Raw genomic sequence first — 20,900 nt, forward strand, 5'->3', positions numbered from 1 at the left:
GGCGCGGTTGGCGCGAGCCGCGCCGGAAACAAATCACTGCGTGACTGAGCGATCCTTCAGCGAGTGGCTCCGCGAACAGTGCGAGCCGGAGTGGACGGCGGTCGTGACGCACCCGTTCGCCATGGCGATCACGACGGGTACGACGGCCGGCGACGATATGAGGCGCTACCTGGAGCAGGACTTCCAGTTCGTGGACTCCTTCACGGCACTGCTCGGGGCGGCCGTGGCGAGCGCCGACACGTTCGAGGCGCGGGTGCCGTACGGGAAGTTCCTCGGACAGGTGGCGACCACCGAGGAGAAGACCTATTTCCACCGGGCCCTGGCGGAGCTGGGCGGGCGGACGGACGTGCCGCTGGAGCCGGTGACCGTCGCGTTCCGGCAGCTCATGGACGAGGTGCGGGCCCGGCAGGACTACCTGCTGATCGCCGCGGTGCTGTGCGTGGCCGAGTGGTGTTACCTCGGCTGGGCGTCACGGGCCCAGGAGCCGCTTCCGGAGAGCTTCGTGCACCGGGAGTGGATCGAGCTGCACGAGGGCGCGGATTTCCGCGGCTGGGTCGCGTTCCTGCGCGGCGAGCTGGACCGGCTGGGCGTGGGGCTGGACGAGGCGCGGCGGCACGAGGTGCTGGGCGTGTTCCGCAGGGCCGTCGAGCTGGAGCGGGCGTTCTTCGACATGGCGACTGGTTAGGCGAGCACGGCCGCCAGGTCCTCGATCGTGCGGTAGTGGACGCCGGTCATGCCGAGGGCCCTGGCGGCCTCCACGTTCGGGAGCCGGTCGTCGACGAACAGGCAGCGCTCCGGCGGGACCCCGGCACGCTCGGCGGCGATCTCGTAGATCCGCCGGTCGGGCTTGGCCACGCCCACCCTGGCGCTGCTGACCAGGTCGTCGGCGAAGTACGTGAGCCCCAGCCGGTCCAGGTGCTGCTCCACCGTGTCCATGGCGTTGGTCACGAGGATCACCGGGACGTGCTCCTGCGCCCTGGCCAGCAGCGCCTTGACCTCCTCGTCCACCCAGAACCGCACCTCGATGAACTCGGCGACGGCCTGGCGCGCCCGCTCGTCCCCGCCGAGCGCGACGACGATCGACTCCGCCCACTGCGCCTCGGTGGCCAGTCCGAGCGTGGGAGGCGTGATCAGCTCCGGGTCGAAGGCCGTCTTCATCAGCGGCAGGCCGTAGCGGGCCTCGATGTCGGCCTGGGCGGCGTGGTCGAAGTGGCGCAGGACGCCGTCGAGGTCGGACAGAACCGCGGCATAAGAGATCACAGTCCCTCATTGTGGCAGCACCCGGCATTTCGCGTACCGCTGAAGGTGCCGGGGCGACCAGCGGCACTACCATCTCCGAGACAGGATTCGGTATCGGAACGGTAGGGCATGAACGATCACCGGCTGCCACGTGAGCTGTGCCAGCTGTTCCCCGACGGCGGCAGGGGGCGGATGCTGCCCGGAACCCTGCCCCCCGGTGGCGTGGTCTGGCCTGATCCCGGCTACACCCGGCAGGGAGAGGCGGCCAGGCCGGCGTTCTGGATGAGCGACGGTCCCGTGACCGCCGAGGATTGGGCGCGGCTGCGCGAGTGGCACCCGCACAGCGGGCTGTGGCCGCTGCTGCTGGACGAGTCGGCGCAGCCCTGGGCGGTCGGGCAGGTCGTCCCGGACGATCCCCGCCAGATCGACCATTTCACCGTCGAGGGATTCATGACCGAGGTGTGGCAGGAGTGGGTGGCGCAGATGCCACCGGACGCGCTGGACGAGCTGGAGCCGTACGGCGCGATCTGCCCGGGTCCGGCGCCGCCGGGCGTGCTGAAGGCCGACCCGGAGGCGGTCGCCGACTGGTACGCCGGCCAGCTGGCCGCCAAGGGCATGCCGCTCGGCCTGGTCGTCGCCGCGAGGGGCGCGGACGCGCTCGCGGCCATGGGCTGGCAGGGCGCGCTGCACCACAACGACTGGATGGTGCCGATGGCGGCCGTGGTGCGCAGCTGGGAGGACCGGTTCGGGGCGCGGGTGGTGAGCGTCGGCTTCAACACGCTGGACCTGAGCGTGGCCGCGCCGCCGGTCGATCCTGAGCACGCCCTGCACGTGGCGGCCGAGCACTGGGCGTTCTGCCCGGACAATGTCGTCCAGGGTCCCGGGGATCTCCAGGGGTACGCCGAGCAGATCATCGGCGGACACGCGTGGTCGTTCTGGTGGGACTGATCCAAGCCCTTCTTCGCCACCACGGCGCCGCGGGGGGCGATTCCCCTCGTGCCGGCGGTGATCGCGTTCGGCGTCGAGCCGGCCGAGGGTCCGGCCACGGAGCCGGCCGGACCCTCGGTCGCGACCTGATCTGATTCACGGGATGCAGGCCACGGCGCCGTAATTGCCGGATGAACCCGGTTCTTCACGGCAGGCGGTGTCGTGGCCGTTCGGCCGCCATTCCGGGACCCACACCAATCCCGGATCGACCAGCACCAGACCCTCGAGCAACGCCTCAACCTCCTCCCGGGTGCGAATCGCGTGTCCGGGCAGCGTCATCGCCAGCAGGTCGTGAATGGCCGGCAGCAGCTCCGGAGGAATGGCGTCGAACGTGGTCTGCAGCAACGACAGATAACTGCCTTCCGGCACTGCCTGCCTGATCCGCTTGATCACGTAATGGACATACTCGTCATCGTTCATGCTGTGCGTCGACAGCAGCAGAACGGCCATGGGCCGGTCCCAGTCCAGGAACGTCTGGACGACCCTGTCATCGAGAATGTCATCGATCTCGCGCACGTCGCCCTCTACAACGCGGACGAGGTCGGTGACGGGCTCGATGGTCGCCCGCGCCCCGGCCAGCACCATGGGGTCGCTCTCCACGTAGACCACCCGGGGGGCCGAGGCTCCCAGGGCATCACGCGCAACGTCGTGCAACTGCCTGCCCGCGGGCAGGCCGCTGGGGACGCCACTGCCGACGATCACGAACTGATCCACGCCCTCGGTCGCCAGGTGACGAACCACACGGCATAAATATTGGAGCACGGCCCGTGCGGCCGTCGTGGCGATGGGCGCGGCCTGGTCGTAGCGGCGCACCGCGTCCCTGTCCGCTACGAAATTGTTCTTTCCACCCGCCGCGGCGTCGAGAATCCGGGTGACACTTGCTTGGGTCATCTCCAGCTTCGCCAGGTTTCGGATGGCACGCTGACGCATTGAGTGTTGCCCCTTTCCCCTCGCCCACTATCTCGGGAAAAGATGATCCTTTCGGACCCCACTCGATGACCCAGACCATATGATCCTCGCCACTCGCGAGAACACAACACGAAAAGCCATTAGTTTTGGGTATATCTGCGTAACCCACACCCATGCATAAACGATCATTTATGCGGGAAAGAGATCACTTTCCCAGCGAACGCGAGAGCCTTTCGAGATGGCAATTCAGCATCTCGACGGTCTCCTCGCGGGTGGTGGTCGTCACCGACAGCTTGGTGAACGCCTGGTGGTACGCCTCCACCGCGGCGGTGTCGGTGATCAGCTCGTCCTGCTCGATGCCGTGCGCGCAGGCGATGTCGGGCTCGAAGGCCTCGGCGAAGCGCCAGAGCGTGAAGGGGCCGGTGCGCGGCACGTAGGCGGGGTCGTCCATCGGCACCACGTGCAGCGAGACGTTGGGCCGCTTGGCCTGATCCATCAGCATCTCGAGCTGGCGCAGCTGGACGTGCCGCCCGACGATCGAGCGGGTCAGCACGCTCTCGTCGATCACCGCCCACACCACGATCCCGCTGTCCCGGCTCAGGGCCTCCTGCCTGGCCAGCACGAGGGCCAGCGCCTCCTCGACCGTCGCCTGCCCGAGGGTGACGGGGCCGGCCACGGTGATCGCGGCCCTGGCGTACTCCTCGGTCTGCAGCAGCGGCGGGACGAACTGGGTATGGAAGGTGCGGATCAGCGTGGCCCGCTGCTCCAGCGCGTAGGTGGTGGCCAGCCAGACGGGGATGGACTGCGCGTCGTACCAGGCGGCCTCGCGCTCCCCCCTGGCCAGGGACAGCACGTATTCGCGGATCGGCGGCGAGGCGACGCCGTAGAGGGTGAGCAGGCGCTCGACGGTGATCGGCGCCGGGGCGATGCGGCCCTCCTCGATGGCGGGGATCGCGGCCGCGCCCCTGCCGATCGCGGTCTCGACCTGCTCCTCGGACAGCTGCGCGGCCAGGCGCAGGCCGTGCAGCCGCCGGCCGAGCGCCCGGCGCTGCGGCCCGCTCAGCGGCGCGGCGGCGTCGGGGATGTGCGGTGTCCTCTCGCTTTGCTCGGGCTCGTCGGGCAGGCCCTCGGCCTTGCGGGCGAGCTCGACCACGCCGCGCAGCACGGTCAGGGAGTTTTCCGACAGTCCTGAGGCGGACAGGCCGATGGTGGCCGCCCGCAGCTGCAGGTCCTCGGCGGAGCCCGACTCCAGGTAGTCGTCGCCGACCAGCCAGCCGACGCTCACCTGCAAGCAGGAGGCCAGGGCGCGGAGCACCTGGAGCGTCGGGTTGGTCTGCTTGCCCGTGCGCAGCTGGCTGACGTAGGCACGGGTGATCGGTATGCCGGCCTCCGTCAGGGCGGAGGCCACCTGCGCGCCGGTGAAACCGCGCTTGGTCAGCGCGAGATCGAGCCGCTCGGCGAAGTTCGCCACGGCACACCTCCTACCGCCCGTGAACTTTTCCAGCGTAAGGGACGCGGGCCCCACTGTCCCCTGCCATGCGGGCAACCTCTGCCCCGCGGACAGCTATCAACATATGCGGAAACTGTGAGTTGACATAGTCCCCACCAAGAGCGGAGTATCAGACCACGTGGTAACTGTGGCTTAACAGCTACGGGGTTCTGGAGAGTTTCCCGCGAGGAGGTGGCCGGACGTGACCATGGATTCAGCGGGCGGTTCCTGGTTCGGCGACGATCCGGTCTCTCCCGGGCAGGAGCAGGTCGTCCAGCGCATCTGCGCGCGGGTGGCCGGGCCCGTGGCCGGGCCGGACGTCCACGTCGCGAGCCTGCCCCTCGGCGGCGTCCAGGTCTGGCTGGACAGCCCTCGTCACCGTTGGCGTTTCCACCACCGGATGGCCCGCGAGCTGCGGCTGGCCGGCTGGCACACGGAGACGGGCCCCGACCGGCTGCTGTTGCTCGGGTGGAGCTCGGTCTGCCTGACCCACCGCGTCAGGATGCTGAGGGCGGCCCTCTTGGGGCGGCTGGCCGACTTCGACAAGACGGCCTTCATGGCCGTCATGATCGCCACTCGGCTGTGCCACCGGGGATTCCCGGTGGAGGATCTTCCAGCCGAGGTGGAGGACCGCTGCAGCGACGCGTTGCGCTGGCCCGCGCGGCTGGCCGACCTCGACGGCCTCGAACGCAGGTCGTCACTGGAGCCGCTGAGGCTCCGGCTCGCCCAGGTGGCCGGGCTGGAGGCCAAGGTGAGTCGTCGCTGCGGCGAGCACCTGGTGCTCGCCTCGAAGGTCGCGCGCACGGTCGCCGGTGGTGCGGTGCCGGCCCGGCCGCGCGTGCGTGGCGAGCACGCTTCAGGACAGGAGGCCGGGCTGACGGAGCGGATGGTCTGCGTCAGCGTGCCCAACCTGGCCATGAGCGCGGGGACGGCGCGATGACGCCGGCCCTCGTTCGCGAACACCGGGCCCGACCGGCCGCGCCGCCCGTCCCCTGTGCGGGACCGACGGCGGCGCTCTTGACGCCGGCCCCGGCGCTTCCCCACCCCCACGGCACCGTGCGGCACGTGCCCGACCTAGTCGGCGCGGTGCTGTCGGCCAGCGCGGTAGCGGCTGGCGTGCTGGCCGTCTCAAGGGGTAGCGCCTGGGGCTGGTTTTCTTCGCGTTCGCCGGAACCGGCGGACGCCTTCGGAGCCACCGGCACGGGGGTGGTGCTGGGTGGGGCGATCGGCGTGACGGGCGCCACGGTGCTGATCGACCGGCTGTTCCTGCCGGTGCCCGGGCACGCCTCCGTGCTGGTGGCCGTCCTGATGGCCGCCGTATTGCTCGCCGCCACGGCGCTGGTGCGGGTCGCCGGGGCGTCGGGCCGTGAGACCGGATATCGATCTCAACGCGCGGTGGCAGAGGAGCCGGCGATGCTCCGCCGGCTCCTCGCCGCGCCGCGCACACCTCTCGACCACGTACGGAGCACGGCCGAGGCCCGCTCCTACGCAAGCGACTCCCGAGTCGTCAACCCGCGATAGACAGGAGCGAACATGCTCGCCGACGAGATGCGCAGGTCGCAACCACACGAAGTGCACGCGCGCGGCATACGGCCGGACGCGCCGCCGCCGTCCTGGGGCGAGGACCGGGACGACGGCAGATCCGCGCGTACCGTGCATCGGCTGCGCCGCATCCGGCAGGTGTCCGTACAGGCCGTCAACGAGATCGACCAGGCGCTGCGGCACCGCGCCTCCTGAGCCCCGGCCCTTCTTCCCCCTCGCAGGAGGAGACCCATGCGCACCGGTTCGGTGAGCCGCGGCAGGGTGGGCGTGATCGTGGCGCCCGCGAACCCGTCGGCGGAGCCAGAGCTGACCCGTCTGCTCGGGTCGCGGGCCGACATGCACGTCGCCCGCTTCCCCGCACGGCCCGGAACATCCCTGGCAGAACGGCTGGAGAGCTACAACGACGACCTGCCCGTCATGCTGTACGCGTTCGACGGCCTGCCGCTGGACGCGATGGTCATGGCCTGCAGCGAGCCCCGCTACCTGCTAGGCCCCGACGAGGACCGCGACCAGTGCGACCGGCTGAGCGCCGCGACGGGCGTGCCGTTCGCCTCGGCCACGCTGGCCACGCGTGAGGCGATGGAGCACGTCGGGGTGACCGACATCGTGCTCGTGTCGCCGTACCAGCCGTGGCTGACGGAGCTGGCCGAGCGCTTCTGGAAGACCACCGGCCTGACCGTGACCCAGGTGGTGCAGGTACGGGCCAAGGACGGCTACTCGTCGTACGCCGTCACCCCGGCCGAGCTGATCGCCCAGGTCGAGCTGGCCGAGCCGCCGGAGGACGCGGTGCTGCTGCTCACCGGCACCGGCATCCCCACGCTGCCCGTGCTGGCGCCGCTCAGCACCGGCAACGACCGCCTGCTGCTCACCTCCAACCTCTGCACGGCCTGGTGGGCCCTGTCGCGGGCCATCGGGCAGCACGTGACGCTCAGCCGCGTGCCCCATCACCGCCCCATGGCGGCTCCGAGGGTGGCGCACACGGGAGGCAGGGCATGAACGGCGTCATCGTGGTCGGAGCGGGCCCCGCGGGACTGACCGCGGCGCTCTCGCTGGCCAGGGCGGGAATCCCGGTCACCGTCCTGGAGCGCGAGAGCGAGCTGCCCCGGCTGCCGCGCGCCTGCACCTTCCATCCGGCCACGCTCGACCTGCTCGACGAACTCGGCGTGGCCGCCCAGCTCGTCGCCAAGGGCCGCGTGGTGGACAGAGTGCAGTGGCGGGACCGGTCGGGGATCGTGCTGGCCGAGATGGGGATGAACCGGCTGGACGGCCTGACCAGGCATCCGTTCAGGATCCACGCCGACCAGGGCGCGCTCACCCCGCTGCTGCTCGCGGCGCTCAGCGTCTACCCGGACGTCGACGTGCGGTTCGGTACCCGCGTGGACGGCGTGGCCGAAGGCGGCACAGGGATCCGGGTCCGCGTCGGCCACACCTGGACGCGGGCCCGGTACATGATCGCCGCCGACGGCGCGCACAGCACCGTACGCGGCTCGCTGGGGCTGCCGTTCCCCAGGTCCGGCTATCCGACGCAGGCGCTGCGGGTGTTCAGCGACTCGCCACTGGACCGGCTGCTGCCGAGCCTGGCGCCGCTGACGTACGTACGGGACGTGCAGCAGTCGTGCACCCTGCTCGGGCTGCCCGACCACTGGCGGATCATCTTCAAGATCCCGGTCGACTCGCACGAGCCGCTGTCCCCGGGGAACCTGTCGCTGCTGATCCGCAGGGCGCTGCCGGGCGCGAGCGAGCCGATCCACGTGACGGGCGCGGACCGGTTCGCGCTCTCGAGGGGCGTGCTGACCTCGTACCGGTGCGGGCGGGTGATGTTCGTCGGCGACGCCGCGCACCTCACCTCCACGGTCGGCGGGCTCAACATGAACGCGGGCATCCACGACGCGGCCGAGGCCGCCCAGGTGATCGCGGCCGTGATCGGCGGCTTCGCGCCCCCGGCGGCGCTGGAGGCCTGGGCCTGGCGGCGGCGCTCGGTGCTGATGCAGCGGGTGATCCCGCGCGGCGAGACGCGGCTGGCCGGCGTGCGCGAGCGCGACAGCGCCAGGCTGGCCGCGGCCATGGCGGGGCTGCGGGCGATCGCCGGCGACCCCGACGCGACCCGGGCGTACCTGGCCCAGGCCTCCCTGCTGGACACCACCGTGCCGGGAAAGACGTGAGCTCTTCGAGGAGGTGACGCCGGATGTGGCGAACCCTGTCCGACGACGCGCGGCAGGCCATTCGCGACCTGTGCGACAAGCACGGGGCACGCCTGTACGACTACTGCCGCACCGAGCTCGCCGCGGGCGACGCCGAGCAGGCGGTCGCCGGCGCGCTGCTGACGGCGCACCTGTACGCCGACCGCGCGCCGGATCCGGCCCTGCGCCGGCCCTGGCTGTACGCGCTGGCCCGAGCGCACCGCGCGATCGTGGCCAAGCCCGCCAGCATCGGCTCCTGGTCGCGCCCCGGGCGCATGTCGGAGCTGCTGCCCGAGGCCCTGCTGTCCCTCGACCGCCCGCAGCGGGAGCTGCTCGACCTGTCGGTGCGGCACGGCCTGGCCGACGCCGAGCTCGCCGCGATCTTCGAGCTGGACGCGGCCGAGGTGCGGGCCATCGTGACCCAGGCCGCCGCCGGCCTGGAGGAGTGGTTCGCCGCCATCATGGCCGCGCGCGTCGGTGCGGACGGCTGCTCCGACCTGACGGCACGGATCGCGGAGTGGGTCGCGGCCCCCGGCCGGCGGGCCAGGGCCAGGATCGGCCGTCACATCCAGTCCTGCGCGACCTGCCGGGCCGCGCCCAGGGCGATGTCGGCGGCGGCGTTGCTGCGCCGCCTGCCGATCACGACGATGCCCGGCACACTTCCCAACCGGCTGGCGCTGGCGCAGCCGTTGCCCGGCGAAGGGCCTCTCTGGCGAGCGGACGGCTTTCCTGTGCAGGCCCGCACGCTGGTGGAGACCGGATCCGCGGGAGTCCCCCCGGCCGCCGCCGACGCCACGCCGCCCGTCCCCGTCGCCGACCCCACGACGGCGACGCCGGGAAAGCCCTGGTCGGCGGCGGGCGCGGCCGCCGCCGACCAGGAGCATCCCCCTGCCGCCCCGGCCGTGCGCGGACGGCACCCGTTCACGCCGCCGAGTCGCACGCGGGCCTTCCGCGGCGGCGTCCACGGCGACAAGCTCGTCTACAGCGCCGCGATCAAGGGCGAGAGCAACGGAACCGCCAAACCCCCTGGCGCGATCATCCGGTACGGCGGGATCAACCTCAGCAGCGAGCTGGCCGAGTTGCAGGGCGCGCAGTGGCAGGAGTACTGGCGCGATCGCGCCGCCGCGGCGGACGACGACGATCCCGAGGCCGGGGCGCCGATCAGGACGGTGGCCAGGCTCGGGCTGATCCTGGGCGTGGGCCTGCTGGCGGCCGGGCTGGTGTGGGCGATGCTCAACGCCCGCGAGCACCCGGCCACGATCACCAAGGCCGCCGCGCAGACGAACGTGCTGCTGGAGGAGCCCTCCCGGTGGGTGGCCGAGGTCACGACGGCCGCCCGGTCCGGGCTGACCAGCGTGCCCAGGAAGGCGGACCTGCCCAAGCCCCCGCCGCCGGTGGCGCGGCTGTCGCCGGCGTCGGTGTGGCTGGGCTCGGGGCGCACCGGGTCGTTCGCGCTGTCGTGCACGGGACGCTGCGAGATCACCTCGGCCGCCGGCACGGACGGCATCGCCGTGTCGGGGACGAGATTCCGGGTGCGGGAGCCCGTGTCACGGCCCGGCTGCGGCACGCGGGCGACCGTGCGGCGCGGTCAGATCGTCGTCCGCTGGGCCGGCACGGCCACCGGCGACGGCGCCCGCACCGGCGGCACGACCGCCGCGAAGGGGGTCCTCACACTGAAGGTGGCCTGGACCGTCGCCAGGGACAGGGGCAGGCTGATTCTGGACGCCGACGGCGTCCGCTGGAGCAACTGCCGGTAGGCCCCGGACTCCCTTCGGACCTTCGGAAAGCCCGGGGCCGCGGGCGTTCTAGAAGAACTGGAACTCGGGCTCGGGCTGCGGCAGCTCGATCCGGTCAGGACCGTGGAACCTGGCCCTGTCCTGCGGCATGCCGGCCAGCGGCGTGCCCAGTACGAACGGCACGACGACGCTGCTCCCGGCCAGGTCGACGGTGACGGCGGCGCCGGTTCCGGTCTCCCTGCTGTAGGTCGAGTCGGTGCCCGCGATCACCAGGCCGATCCTGTGCCCCTTCCTGAAGGTGTAGTCCTGCGGCAGCGTCAGCCACTTGACCGTGCCGTACGTGCCCACGGGCAGCGGTGCGGCCTGGCTGAGCGAGTTGCGGTTCTGCACGTCGATCCAGCCACGGGCGACGATCTCCAGCGGGCGGGTGGCCACGTTCGTGACGACCTTCTTGTAGCAGGCGTCGTCGGCCGTGGTGCTCTCGCCGTGACAGTCCTCCTCGGCCAGCGTGGTGATGCCCTGGCTCCGACGCCAGTCGACGCGCGTGTCCTCACCGAAGTCCACGAGCAGGGCGGTCAGGTTGGAGGTCGGCTTGTCCAGCTTGACCCGCAGGTCGGCGGTGGGTGTGCCGGACAGGCGCAGGTCGAGCGGGAGCGCGCCGGTGGTGAACGCCACCCGTCCCGGGTTGGCCGTGCCGACGTCGGCCACCATGTCGGTCTCGCTCATGGCCACGTCGGTGAAGGTCGCGGTGCTGCCCTTCGCGGCGCGCTTGAGCCCGAGCGAGCCGTCCGCCGCCGGCCGCAGCGACGCCTTGAGCGCGAACGGCGCCGGCCAGTCGCGCTGGGTGATCCACTTCGCCGGGCCGGTCTCGACGTCGGCGCGGGGCTCGCTCATGATCCCGTTGCGTACGCCGTGCAGCCAGTGGTCGAACCAGCGGTGCAGCGTGTCCACCCACAGGCCCCTGCGGCCCTCGAAGTCGAACGGGTCCACGTGCTGGGTCTGGCCGACCCAGATCTTGCGCGGCACGTTCCGGTCGGCCAGGGCCTTCCACCAGACGGAGAAGTTGTCCGGCTTGACGTTGAGGTCGTTGACCGTGTGGATCACGAACACGCTGGCCTTGACCTTGGAGACGTCGCCGAGCAGGCCCTTGATGTAGTCGCGCTCGGCCCAGAACGGGTTGTAGTTCCCCGTGTCGTCGCCGTCCTCGGCGTCCATCTTGTCGCGGACGGGCCGGCACTTGGGCTCCGGGTCGGTGTCGACGTAGTTGGCCAGCCAGGAGGCGTAGTCGTAGTTGTAGATGACGCCGTTGCTGCGCTGGTACTTGTACCAGGAGCTGATCGCCGAGATCGGCACGATCGTCTTCAGGCCCTCGACGCCGGTCGCGGCGACGGCGTTGGCCAGGGTGCCGTCGTACGACTTGCCGATCATGGCGGACTTGCCCGTCGTCCAGTCGGCCACGGCCGGGCTGCCGTCGGCCTTGTACGCCTTGGCGCGGCCGTTCAGCCAGTCGATGACGGCCTTGCCGCCCAGCACGTCGGCCTTGCCGCCGATGTCGGGGCAACCTTCGGACCTGGTGGTGCCGAGCATGTCGACGTTGAGGACGGCGTAGCCGCGGGGGACGAAGTAGTTGTCGTAGAACAGCGGGAATTTCACGACATTTCCGGCGGCGTCGTAGACCTTTCGCTCGCCTTCGTTGCCGCGGCCCGAATTGTCGTAGTACGGGCTCTCATCGATGATCACCGGCACCTTGAGTCCGGGGCCGGACTCCTTGGGCCGGATGATGTCCACGCGTACCTTGTCGAGGTTGCCGTCCAGGTCGCTGTCGACCGTCGACTCGACGTACACGTGCTCGCGGATCGCGTCCGCGTAGGAGAAGACCGGCTGCGTACGGCCGTTCTCGATCGTGATGGCAGGTCCGGCGGCAGCCTGCGCTGGGGTCGCGATCGCCAGGATGAGGGCGACGGCGACCAGGGCCGGGCGTAATTGTGGCACGCGTGACCTCCGTGAGGGTGTCCGGGACAAACCGCAATCTTTCAGACGGCCCCGGACCTGACAAGATCCGACTATGGATGTTCAGGATCGAGTACGGGGCTGTCTCCTCGGCGGCGCGATCGGTGACGCGCTCGGGGCACCGATCGAGTTCGTTTCACTGCGGGAGATCCGCAAGCATCATGGCGCGGACGGCATAGCCGGATATGTCACGGATTGGCGCGGCAAAGCCGGCCTCATCACGGACGACACCCAGATGACGCTCTTCACCGTCGAGGGCCTGGTCCGTGCCGATGACGCAAGCGGATCACCGGCTGCCGGGGCGGGAGCGGTGGTGGAGTCGGTCCGGCAGGCGTACCTGCGCTGGCTCGACACCCAGGACCACCACGCTCCCCCGCCCGCCGGCCTCCCCCACCGCACGGGACCGCTGCGAGAGGAGGGCTGGCTGTACTCCCGCCGGGCGCCCGGCAACACCTGCCTCTCGGGGCTGCACCGGAGCTTCCCCGGGCCGTCCTCACTCGGCGAGCCCGGTCCGGTGAACCCCGGCTCGAAGGGGTGCGGCACGGTCATGCGCTCAGCCCCGTTCGGACTGGTCCGGCGGGAGGCGCGGGAGGCGTTCGAACTGGCGGCGGCGTGCGCTCAGATCACCCACGGGCACCCCACGGGGTACCTGGCCGCGGGGGCCTTCGCGGCGATCGTCGCGTACCTGATGGCGGGCGAGGCGCTGGAGCCCGCCGTGCGCCGCGCCCTGGACCTGCTGGCCGGCTACCCGGCGCACGAGGAGACCACGGCGGCCCTGCGCGCGGCGCTCGCCATGGACGGGCCTGCGTCGCCCGAGCGCGTGGAGTCGCTGGGCGGCGCGTGGGTGGCCGAGGAGGCGCTGGCCATCGGCGTGTACTGCGCGCTGGCCGAGCCGTCCGTCGAGCGGGCGCTGCTGCTGTCGGTCAACCACTCCGGGGACAGCGACTCGACCGGCTCGGTGTGCGGCAACCTCCTGGGCACGCTGCACGGCGCCGCTGCCCTCCCCGCCGCCTGGCTGCGCCCGCTGGAGGGCCGCGACACGATCGAACGCCTCGCCGCCGAACTGACCTCGACCAGCGCTTAGGCTGGGAATCCCCCAGCCGGATGAGAAGAGGATGCATGCGGAACGTCGCTCGGACCTCGCTCGTCGACGCGGCCATCGACGAGCTCCGCCGGGAGATCGCCCGAGGGGCGTGGCCGGTCGGCACGAAGATCCCTTCTGAGAGCCAGCTCGCTCAGAGCCTGGGCATGAGCCGGCTGTCCGTACGCGAGGCGGTCCGGGTCCTCGCCCACGCGGGACTGCTGCACACCCGGCAGGGCGACGGCACGTACGTGACCGCGACCGACGAGTCCAAGATCGCGCTGCGCCGCCGGCTCGACACGGCGGCCGCCATGGACATCATCGACGTACGCCGCGGGCTCGACCTCGTGGCGGCCCGGCTGGCGGCCGGCCGGCGCACCGAGGAGGACCTGGTGGCGCTGCGGGAGACGCTGGCCCGCAGGGACGCGCTGGGACGGGCGGGTGACCTGGACGGGTTCGCGGACGCGGATGTGGAGTTCCACGTGCTGGTGGCCGACGCCGCCCACAACGTGCTGCTCGCCGACCTGTACCGGAGCATGAGCGACGCGCTGCGCGACAGCGTGCGGGACCAGCAGCAGGCGGCGCTGGATCCGGACAGCTCGCACGAGGAGCTGTTGCGGGCGATCGAGGCCGGGGATCCCGCGCGGGCGGTCGCGGTGTCGGTCGCCATCCTCGACCAGCAGGAACGCGGTCTCTGACCCTCGGCGTCCCTCCGACGCGGTCGCGGGCTTTGGTCACGACCGTGAAGCGGCATTTCTGATTACCAGACAAATCGTGACTCGTTGCGGCAAGGTCGTGGACGACCCGATCTTCGGGAGGTTCACTGCAATGGACTGGACGACTTGTCCCGGTTGCGATGCCGCCCTGCTCAGCCCGCGGCCCGTCACCTGCCCCGCGTGCCGTCTGCTCCTGCGCGGGCCGGCCGCCAGCGCCTACCTCGCCGCCGTGGACGCCCTCGCCCAGCTGGAGCAGCGCCGTACGGGCCTGCTGAGGCGCCGCGACGAGGCCCTCGCCGCGATGCGCGCCACCGCCACCGCCGGCGTTGCGGGTGCTGCCGGGGGCGCGGCTGCCGGGCCGATGGCGACCCCGGTCTCCGCCACGGCGGGCGCGCAGGCCGCGATGGGCGCACAGAGCGCGACCCGCGGACACGGCGCGACCGGCACCACCAGTCCCACCGGCGCTACCGACACCACCACCGAGATCGCATCGGCCGCCCAGGAAGCGGATGACGGCAGGCCGACGGCCCCCCACGGGCGTGCGGACGCCGGCGAGCGGGCGCACGTCAGCGGGCGCACGGACGTCCGCCGCCGCGAGGACGCCGACGGGCGGGCGGACCGTGGGAAGCGGGCGCCGCGGCGGGATCTGTCGCATCGGGCGGTCCAGAACCTGTTGCTGCTGCTCGGCGGTGTGCTCCTGTCGATCGCCGCCATCGTGTTCACGCTGGTGAGCTGGCAGGTCCCGGCGCTGCGGGCACTCATACTCAGCGTGTTCACGCTGGGGGTCCTGGCCGCGCCCTGGCTGCTGGTACGCCGCCGCCTGGTCGCGACCGCCGAGACGGTGGCTCTGATCGGCCTCGTGCTCATCCCCCTGGACGGCGTCGCGATCATGCAGGTCTTCGACGACGGCGCCCCCTCCACTGGACCGGGTCTGAACCCGCTGTGGGGATACTCGATGGGGGGCGCCGCGCTGGCCGTGGGCTGGGCACTGTACTCGCGGTGGGCCCCGTTACGCCTGCCCGCGCCGGTCGCGATCGCGCTGGCCCAGGCGCCGCTCCCGCTGGCCGGGCTGGCCATGGAGTTCGACGGCTCGATCGGGTACGGATGGCACGCCGGAGCGCTGATCGCCACGGCCGCGTTCGACCTGGCCCTGTGGCAGGCGGCCCGGCGGGCACGGGCCGCGATCGAGTACGTGACCACGGCCGTCGCCGGCTCCCTCGCCTGGTTGTCCGGCATCGGCCTGATCGCGCTCCAGGAGGCCGAGAGGAACGCCGCCGGCGTCCTCCTGGCCGTGATGCCGCCGCCGGTGACGGCCCTCGTCCTGGCCGCCGCCTGGGCGGTGGCGTTGTTGTGGGCGGACGCGACGCGTGGACCGTCGGCGCGCCACCTCATCGCCGCCTTCGCCTCCCTCGCCGCGATCGGGGCGCTCCTCGTCGTGCCCGTCTCGATGGTGCCCGTCTCATGGCCGGCCGCCGTCGCCGCGGGTGGCGCCTGCCTGGTCCTCGCCGCCACGCTGAAGCTTCCGGTACGGCTGCGGGGCGGCATGCGTACCGGGGCCGTGCTGGCTCTGGCGGCGGCCGCGGCCGGGAAGGCGCCGGCCGTGGGCGCGGCCGCGTTCATCCCGCTGAGCTGGGTGGGGTGGTTGTGGTCGGAGGCCGGCGGTCCTGCCGCGGCGGTGCTCGGGCCCCATGACGTCCGGTGGGATGACACGGCGGCCACGCCGCTGGTGATGGGTGCTGTGGCGCTGGGGATGGCCCTCGTGCCGCCGTGGGGTGAGGTGTGGACTCCGGGAGTCCGTCGTACCACCTGCCTGGTGTTCGGCTCGCTGGCCGTGCTCACGGCGCCGGTGGCGACGGGGATGCCGTACGAGGCGGCGCTGGCGGTCCTCGTGGCCCTGGCCGGCGCCCTGCTCTTCACCGCCGCCCGCAGGCCCGGGGACGCTCCGAGCCCTCTCGGCAACGTGGCGCTCTGGCTGGGCGGGTATGTGGCCGTGCTGGCGATGGGCTGGGCGCTGGCCGATCGGCAGGCGACCGTCGGGGTGGCGGGCGGGCTGCTGGTGCTCCTGCTGGCCTGTGCCATGGCGGCCCACCCGAAGGCGGTGCAGGCCGTGGGCGGGGCCGGGGCGACCCTGGCGGCGGGGCTGCTCGTCTGGGGACTGTTCGCGGACGGGCTCGGGGCGGCGTTCGCGCTGCTCGGCGTGCGGGCGGCGACGCTGTTCGTGACGCGCCCGTCGCGCAGGCTCGCCCGCGCCGTCGTACGGGCCCGCCGCACGGGCGCCACGCTCACGCTCGGGTCCCTGGACCGGCTCACCAGGACGATCAAACCCGGCGGGCGTACGGCGGTCGAGGCGGCGGCCGTCGCGGTGGGGCTGTTCGCGCTCGGGTTGCAGGTTGTGCACGGAGGGCCATGGCTCGCGCTCCTGCTGGCGATGGCCGCCGTGCTGGCGGCGGCCTCCGCGTGGCGGCGGCCCAGGGGCCCATGGCGGACGGCGGCGGTGGTCGAGGCGTGTGTGCTGGCCGCTCTCGCGCCGCTGCCGGTGAGCAGGGCCGTCGTGCCGGCGCTGGTGGGCCCGTACGCGTGGGTGACCCAGGCCTGGGCGGGTGCGACGGAAGGCGCCCGCGAGATGCTCAGCCCGTCGGGGCCGTGGCAGGAGCAGCCGATGCTGCTGCCGGTCCTGGTGCTGGCGGGCGTGGCGGGGATGTTCGCCGCCTGGGCGAGGTGGGGCCGGGCGGCCGCGATGGGGGTGGCGCGGATCGTGTTCCCGCTGGCGGCCACGACGCTGCCGGTGGTGGCGGACCTGCCGTACTGGGCGGCGCTTGGCTTCCTCGTCGTGCTCACGGCCGTGCTGGCGCTCTGGTCGGCGGTGAGCCGGTCGGCAGCGGGCAGCGCGAGCCTGTGGACGGCGACGCTGGCCGTGTCGTGGTCGCTGGCCGACCGTACGGCGACGCTCGCGGTCCTGGCGGCCATCGTGGTGACCGGAGTGCTCTGCGCGATCCGGGGCAAGGGCTCGCCGGTCACGAGCGTGGCCTCGACCGTGACCGGGCTGGCCGTGGGGGCGGAGAGCGTGGCCGCGGCGCTCGGCGGCGGGCTCGGCGCGGAGAACGCGGCGCTGGTGCTGCTGCTGGTGGCGGTGCTGCTGTCGCGGGCCGCCGCGCTGCCTGTCCTGCCCGGCGCGGTCGCGGGGCCGGTGGGCGGGACGGCGCTGGCGCTGTGGCTGGTCGCCATGGTGCTGACCGGGGACGATCTCGCGCGGATGTCGCTGGTGCTGGCGGTGGGCGCCCTCGCGCTCGCCGGCGCGGCGGGACGGCTGGGGACCGGGAGCAGGAAGGGTGCGTACGTGCTGGCGGCGGCCGTGTCAGGGGCCGCCGTCCTGCCGCATCTGAAGATCTGGAGCAGCGTGCTGTGGCTGCCCTACACGCGGGCCGGCGCGCCGTGGGGTGAGCGGTTCCGCGGGTGGTCGATCCATCCTGAGGTGTATGAGTGGTCCGTGGCGCAGGGGGAGCCGTTCCAGCTGGTGCCGTCGGGGTTCCGGCTGTCGGGAGTGGAGACCGCCTTGGGGGTGGGCGTCTTCGTGGCGGTCACCGGCGTGATCGTCGCACGCGGGCTGGGCGGGGCGCTCGCCGGGCGGACCGCGGGGACGGTGGGGGCGTTCGGGTGCCTGGTGCTCGTTCCCGCCATGGCGGACATGCCGTATCCCGCGATCCTGGCCTTCTACGGGGCCGTGCTGGTGGCGCTCGCCGCGCAGGCCGCCCTCGCCCCGCGGGCCGGAGCGGCCGGGGTGCTGGCGGTGGGGCTGGCGGTGCACCTGGCCGTGTGGTCGCTGGATGCGGAGGCGTACACGCTGGCGATCCTGGGCGGCGTCGCGGTGCTGGGCGTGGCGGCCGGGCTGCTCGCCCGCGACAACGGCACGCGTACGGGCGCCGCCGCCACGGCCACCGTCGCGACCGGCGCGCTGGCGATCGCCGCGGCGCTGGTAGCCGGATACCCGTTGGAGGTGACGGCCTTCGCGGCCCTCGCCGTCGCGGCGCTGTCCGCCGTCGTGGCCGCCGCGCTGGCCCGCCGCACACCCGCCCGCCACCCGGCAGCGGCCGGGGAGGTGCGGGGTCACGACGCGGTGGCGCTCGGGGTGGAGGTGCCCGGCTGGGGGCTGGCCGCCATCGGGATGATCATGGCCGTGGCCGATCGGGAGCTGGTGAGCCTGGCGCTGGCCTGCGCCGGCGTCCTCTCCCTGGCCGTCGCCCTGCGCCCGGATCGGCGGCCCGCCGCCTGGGCCGGGGCGGGACTGCTGCAACTCGCCCTCTGGCTCGAACTGGCGCTCTCCGGCGTCGCGGCCCCCGAGGCGTACACGGCGCCCCTGTCCATAGCCGGGCTGGTCGCGGCGTGGCTGGCAAGGCGGCGCGATCCCGGTGTCTCCTCCTGGGTGGGCTACGGCACGGCGCTGGCGCTGACGTTCCTGCCGAGCGCGTACGCGGCCTGGTACGACACCGGCCTCACCAGGCCGCTGCTGCTGGGCATCGCCGCGTTCGCCGTGACCATGGCAGGGGCGTGGGCGCGGCTGCAGGCGCCGCTGATCCTGGGCGGGGCGGTGCTGGTGGTGACGGCGGCGCACGAGTTCGCGCCGACCCTCGCCGAGCTGATGGGCGAGGGCCCGCGCTGGCTGCCGATCGCGCTGGCGGGTGCGTTCCTGCTGTTCACCGGGGCGACGTACGAACACCGGCTGCGCGACCTCCGCAAGATCCGCAGGTTCATCGTCAGGATGCGCTGACCCCGGCACGGGATCGCGCACAGCGGAAGCCGGGGTGCGCTCCGACGCGGGCCGCTCGGGAAAACGGCGTCGCGAGCACACCCCGGCGACCTCCCCCGGTCCCCCTGGTCTAACCCGAGATGACGATCGTCTCCGACGACGTGTCCGCCGGCGGGCCGGGCTCGTCATCGCTCCTGCGACGCGACAGACGCCGCGACAGTGCCCGCGACAGTGGCGGCCACCGCAGGGCCGCCGCCGCCAGCAGCGCGCCGCCGGCGGCCGCGAGCAGCAGCGTGTACGCGGGCACCCCGCCGGGTTCCTCGGCCGCACGCCCGGCGGTCGCCGGAGGCGAGGCCGCCGGTTCCTGCGGCGCCGCCGTGACCACCGCAGGACCGGCCTCCGTCGCCGCCCGCTGCGTGTCGATCTTCACCGTGGCCCCCGGCAGGTCGGGGAACCCGGGCGGGCGCACCTCGTCCCAGTAGTCCCGCCCGTTCGCCACGAAGGCGTCGATCGACTCCTTCTGCACGGGATTCAGCTTGAGTCCGCCGGGAACGACGAGCGTCCCCACGTCATACGGCTGGAAGGTCCCCTGAACGCCCTGTACCTTCCACGTGCCCTCGGGCACGACCACCGCCGTGGCGTAGTGCCCCGCCTCGGGCAGCGCCGTGCCGTTGAACAGCAGGCTCTTCCCGCCTTCCCCGGTGAGCCGCAGCCCGACCGGTCCCAGCCGCCCCTCGAACGGGTGGTTGCCGTGCTGCAGCACCCAGAACCCCAGCGCGTACGGCTTGCCGCCCTCGAACCGGCCCGGCAGCGGATCCAGGTACGTCACCGCCCAATTCCCCGCCGCCCCCGCCGGAACGGCCCCCGCGGCCAGGGCCGCCAGCACGGCGACCAGCACGGCCAGCATCCTCTTCATGGGATCACCTCCGGTGTACATACACCGGGCGCGCGCCGCAGGTTCCAGCCCCCGCCGTAGGTCAGGACCTGACCAGGCGCGCGATCGCGTCGGCGGCCTCCTTGACCTTGATCTCCGCCTCCGCGCCGCCCTTCTGCGCGGCCTCGGCCACGCAGTGTGCCATGTGCTCCTCCAGCAGGGACAGCGCGAACGACTGCAGCGCGCTCGTCGTCGCCGACACCTGCGTCAGGATGTCGATGCAGTATTTGTCGTCCTCGACCATGCGCTGGAGCCCTCGCGCCTGTCCCTCGATGCGGCGCAGCCGCCGCAGGTGGTCCTGCTTGTTGTCGGTGTATCCGGCCATCTCCGCGGTCCTCCCCCTTGCTACACCGGCAACAACGCCATACCCCCCTCCCGTGTTCCGCCGGCCGGCTCAGGACATCCGGTTGCTCATGTACTGCGAGATCTTCCACTCCCCGCCGTCCTGCATGAGCACGAACAGCTCGCGGAAGTCGGCCTCGCCCCGCCTGCTGGTCGCGCGGACCAGGGCGTTCTCGCTGCCGAGCGGAAGCACGTCCTCGATGGTGTACGTGGCCCGCTTCATGCCGTCGTCCCTGAGCTTGTCCTGGTAGAGCGTCCGGATCGCGTCTGTGCCCTGCGCCGTGGGCGTGCCGGCCATGGCCACCCACGCGTCGTCGGCGAACGCGCCCGCGACCTGGTCCACGTTCCCCGACTTGAGCGCGTCGAAGTAGCCCTGGACGACCGACCGCGCCTGGCCGGCCATCCCGGCCGTGTCCGTCGGCGTGGCGGTTTCCATGCCCGTGTCCGTCGCGGTCGGCGACGCGGTGTCGGTCTCCTCCGGCGGCGTGGTCTCCTCCGGCGGCATTACGGTGTCCGTCGGCGTCGCCGGGCTCGCCGCGCCCTTCATGGCTTGCGTGCCGCCTCCGGCGGCGCAGCCCGCGACGAGCACGGCGGGGACGACAGCGGCCAGCAGGAGTGCCCTGCACTGAGAAATCTTGCTCATGCCCGCTTTGATGCCCGTGCCGCTCATCACCGAATGCGCGGTTTAGGCACTTAACACGTCCCCTTTACCTCCTCCGGCATTACTAGGCGAAATGACCGAATTTGCCGAGACCGTTCAGAGCTTCGATCGTTGCCGCCGCGAGACCAGCACGGCAGATGCCGCCGATAACGTCCGTGCAGTGTCGCGAACGCAGGCGAACCCCGAGCCCCTTCCTCAGCGCGAAGACGCCGCACGCTGTGACAGCGTCGAGGCGGGACGCCGCTGCGTGCTCCCCGCGGCCCACCGCAGCCCGCACGTCTACCCGCCTTCGGAGAACGCCGGGGCCTGACGGCACGCGAAAAACCGGTC

Annotated in this window: 19 protein-coding genes; 12 read left to right on the forward strand and 7 right to left on the reverse strand. The window is 72.5% G+C overall.

Features of this window, described 5'->3' with window-relative positions:
* The first annotated feature begins 40 nt into the window (after window positions 1-40).
* Window positions 41-685, forward strand: a complete 645-nt coding sequence (locus ACIBX3_RS08200; RefSeq protein ID WP_397114427.1) for a TenA family protein — start codon at window positions 41-43, stop codon at window positions 683-685.
* Here the strand turns inward: ACIBX3_RS08200 and ACIBX3_RS08205 are convergent.
* Window positions 682-1,260, reverse strand: coding sequence for an HAD family hydrolase (locus tag ACIBX3_RS08205; RefSeq protein WP_397114429.1), 579 nt, complete (start codon window positions 1,258-1,260; stop codon window positions 682-684). The genes ACIBX3_RS08200 and ACIBX3_RS08205 overlap by 4 nt on opposite strands.
* 108 nt (window positions 1,261-1,368) lie before the next feature.
* On the opposite strand from ACIBX3_RS08205, the gene ACIBX3_RS08210 reads away from it, so the two are divergent.
* Complete coding sequence (locus ACIBX3_RS08210; protein ID WP_397114431.1) at window positions 1,369-2,187, forward strand: DUF4253 domain-containing protein; 819 nt, start codon at window positions 1,369-1,371, stop codon at window positions 2,185-2,187.
* Window positions 2,188-2,322: 135 nt separating this feature from the next.
* On the opposite strand, the gene ACIBX3_RS08215 is transcribed toward ACIBX3_RS08210, so the two are convergent.
* Window positions 2,323-3,156 carry an SAM-dependent methyltransferase gene (locus ACIBX3_RS08215; protein ID WP_397114433.1) on the reverse strand — a complete coding sequence of 278 codons (834 nt, stop codon included), beginning with the start codon at window positions 3,154-3,156 and terminating at the stop codon, window positions 2,323-2,325.
* Between the two features lie 184 nt (window positions 3,157-3,340).
* Window positions 3,341-4,606, reverse strand: coding sequence for a Scr1 family TA system antitoxin-like transcriptional regulator (locus ACIBX3_RS08220; RefSeq protein WP_397114435.1), 1,266 nt, complete (start codon window positions 4,604-4,606; stop codon window positions 3,341-3,343).
* A gap of 220 nt (window positions 4,607-4,826) precedes the next feature.
* Between ACIBX3_RS08220 and ACIBX3_RS08225 the strand changes: the two genes are divergently transcribed.
* From ACIBX3_RS08225 to ACIBX3_RS08250, 6 genes are all read left to right on the forward strand, one after another.
* Window positions 4,827-5,564 (forward strand): hypothetical protein, encoded by a 738-nt coding sequence (locus tag ACIBX3_RS08225; RefSeq protein ID WP_397114437.1) that lies wholly within the window; start codon window positions 4,827-4,829, stop codon window positions 5,562-5,564.
* Between the two features lie 125 nt (window positions 5,565-5,689).
* Window positions 5,690-6,145: a hypothetical protein gene (locus tag ACIBX3_RS08230; RefSeq protein WP_397114439.1), complete on the forward strand. Its 456-nt coding sequence runs from the start codon at window positions 5,690-5,692 to the stop codon at window positions 6,143-6,145.
* A 12-nt stretch (window positions 6,146-6,157) separates the two neighbouring features.
* Window positions 6,158-6,361, forward strand: a complete 204-nt coding sequence (locus ACIBX3_RS08235; protein WP_397114441.1) for a hypothetical protein — start codon at window positions 6,158-6,160, stop codon at window positions 6,359-6,361.
* Window positions 6,362-6,397: 36 nt separating this feature from the next.
* A complete protein-coding gene (locus ACIBX3_RS08240) occupies window positions 6,398-7,162 on the forward strand; it encodes a hypothetical protein (protein ID WP_397114443.1) in 765 nt (254 codons plus the stop codon).
* On the forward strand, window positions 7,159-8,328 hold the full coding sequence (locus tag ACIBX3_RS08245; protein WP_397114445.1) for an FAD-dependent oxidoreductase: 1,170 nt from the start codon (window positions 7,159-7,161) through the stop codon (window positions 8,326-8,328). Before ACIBX3_RS08240 ends, ACIBX3_RS08245 begins: the two co-directional genes overlap by 4 nt.
* Before the next feature lie 23 nt (window positions 8,329-8,351).
* Window positions 8,352-10,103 (forward strand): RNA polymerase sigma factor, encoded by a 1,752-nt coding sequence (locus ACIBX3_RS08250; RefSeq protein ID WP_397114447.1) that lies wholly within the window; start codon window positions 8,352-8,354, stop codon window positions 10,101-10,103.
* A 48-nt stretch (window positions 10,104-10,151) separates the two neighbouring features.
* On the opposite strand, the gene ACIBX3_RS08255 is transcribed toward ACIBX3_RS08250, so the two are convergent.
* Window positions 10,152-12,074 carry a Xaa-Pro dipeptidyl-peptidase gene (locus ACIBX3_RS08255; protein ID WP_397114449.1) on the reverse strand — a complete coding sequence of 641 codons (1,923 nt, stop codon included), beginning with the start codon at window positions 12,072-12,074 and terminating at the stop codon, window positions 10,152-10,154.
* Window positions 12,075-12,147: 73 nt separating this feature from the next.
* Here ACIBX3_RS08255 and ACIBX3_RS08260 point away from each other — a divergent pair, with 73 nt between their 5' ends.
* The 3 genes from ACIBX3_RS08260 (at window position 12,148) to ACIBX3_RS08270 (ending at window position 18,654) form a co-directional block, all read left to right on the forward strand.
* Entirely contained in the window at window positions 12,148-13,176 is a 1,029-nt protein-coding gene (locus tag ACIBX3_RS08260; RefSeq protein WP_397114451.1) for an ADP-ribosylglycohydrolase family protein, read from the forward strand.
* 35 nt (window positions 13,177-13,211) lie between these two features.
* The gene (locus ACIBX3_RS08265) at window positions 13,212-13,871 is read left to right on the forward strand and encodes a FadR/GntR family transcriptional regulator (RefSeq protein ID WP_397114453.1); all 660 of its coding nucleotides are present in this window, start codon (window positions 13,212-13,214) and stop codon (window positions 13,869-13,871) included.
* A gap of 130 nt (window positions 13,872-14,001) precedes the next feature.
* Window positions 14,002-18,654, forward strand: a complete 4,653-nt coding sequence (locus ACIBX3_RS08270; RefSeq protein ID WP_397114455.1) for an SCO7613 C-terminal domain-containing membrane protein — start codon at window positions 14,002-14,004, stop codon at window positions 18,652-18,654.
* Window positions 18,655-18,763: 109 nt separating this feature from the next.
* Here the strand turns inward: ACIBX3_RS08270 and ACIBX3_RS08275 are convergent, their stop codons facing one another.
* The 3 genes from ACIBX3_RS08275 to ACIBX3_RS08285 form a co-directional block, all read right to left on the reverse strand.
* Window positions 18,764-19,549 carry a hypothetical protein gene (locus ACIBX3_RS08275; protein ID WP_397114457.1) on the reverse strand — a complete coding sequence of 262 codons (786 nt, stop codon included), beginning with the start codon at window positions 19,547-19,549 and terminating at the stop codon, window positions 18,764-18,766.
* A gap of 61 nt (window positions 19,550-19,610) precedes the next feature.
* Window positions 19,611-19,892: a metal-sensitive transcriptional regulator gene (locus ACIBX3_RS08280; protein ID WP_397114459.1), complete on the reverse strand. Its 282-nt coding sequence runs from the start codon at window positions 19,890-19,892 to the stop codon at window positions 19,611-19,613.
* Window positions 19,893-19,961: 69 nt separating this feature from the next.
* Window positions 19,962-20,552, reverse strand: a complete 591-nt coding sequence (locus tag ACIBX3_RS08285) for a YybH family protein (protein ID WP_397114461.1) — start codon at window positions 20,550-20,552, stop codon at window positions 19,962-19,964.
* A gap of 178 nt (window positions 20,553-20,730) precedes the next feature.
* On the opposite strand from ACIBX3_RS08285, the gene ACIBX3_RS08290 reads away from it, so the two are divergent.
* The gene (locus ACIBX3_RS08290) at window positions 20,731-20,880 is read left to right on the forward strand and encodes a hypothetical protein (protein ID WP_397114463.1); all 150 of its coding nucleotides are present in this window, start codon (window positions 20,731-20,733) and stop codon (window positions 20,878-20,880) included.
* The last annotated feature ends 20 nt before the right edge of the window (window positions 20,881-20,900 follow it).

The sequence above is a fragment of the Nonomuraea sp. NPDC049480 genome, from assembly GCF_044465905.1.
Lineage (GTDB): Bacteria > Actinomycetota > Actinomycetes > Streptosporangiales > Streptosporangiaceae > Nonomuraea.

Excerpts from the sequence above, each read along its gene's own strand:
- ACIBX3_RS08210 (WP_397114431.1), top strand. The coding sequence starts at position 1,369 with ATGAACGATCACCGGCTGCCACGTGAGCTGTGCCAGCTGTTCCCCGAC.
- ACIBX3_RS08215 (WP_397114433.1), bottom strand. The coding sequence starts at position 3,156 with ATGCGTCAGCGTGCCATCCGAAACCTGGCGAAGCTGGAGATGACCCAA.
- ACIBX3_RS08235 (WP_397114441.1), top strand. The coding sequence starts at position 6,158 with ATGCTCGCCGACGAGATGCGCAGGTCGCAACCACACGAAGTGCACGCG.
- ACIBX3_RS08240 (WP_397114443.1), top strand. The coding sequence starts at position 6,398 with ATGCGCACCGGTTCGGTGAGCCGCGGCAGGGTGGGCGTGATCGTGGCG.
- ACIBX3_RS08245 (WP_397114445.1), top strand. The coding sequence starts at position 7,159 with ATGAACGGCGTCATCGTGGTCGGAGCGGGCCCCGCGGGACTGACCGCG.
- ACIBX3_RS08250 (WP_397114447.1), top strand. The coding sequence starts at position 8,352 with ATGTGGCGAACCCTGTCCGACGACGCGCGGCAGGCCATTCGCGACCTG.
- ACIBX3_RS08260 (WP_397114451.1), top strand. The coding sequence starts at position 12,148 with ATGGATGTTCAGGATCGAGTACGGGGCTGTCTCCTCGGCGGCGCGATC.
- ACIBX3_RS08265 (WP_397114453.1), top strand. The coding sequence starts at position 13,212 with ATGCGGAACGTCGCTCGGACCTCGCTCGTCGACGCGGCCATCGACGAG.
- ACIBX3_RS08270 (WP_397114455.1), top strand. The coding sequence starts at position 14,002 with ATGGACTGGACGACTTGTCCCGGTTGCGATGCCGCCCTGCTCAGCCCG.
- ACIBX3_RS08275 (WP_397114457.1), bottom strand. The coding sequence starts at position 19,549 with ATGAAGAGGATGCTGGCCGTGCTGGTCGCCGTGCTGGCGGCCCTGGCC.
- ACIBX3_RS08280 (WP_397114459.1), bottom strand. The coding sequence starts at position 19,892 with ATGGCCGGATACACCGACAACAAGCAGGACCACCTGCGGCGGCTGCGC.
- ACIBX3_RS08285 (WP_397114461.1), bottom strand. The coding sequence starts at position 20,552 with ATGAGCAAGATTTCTCAGTGCAGGGCACTCCTGCTGGCCGCTGTCGTC.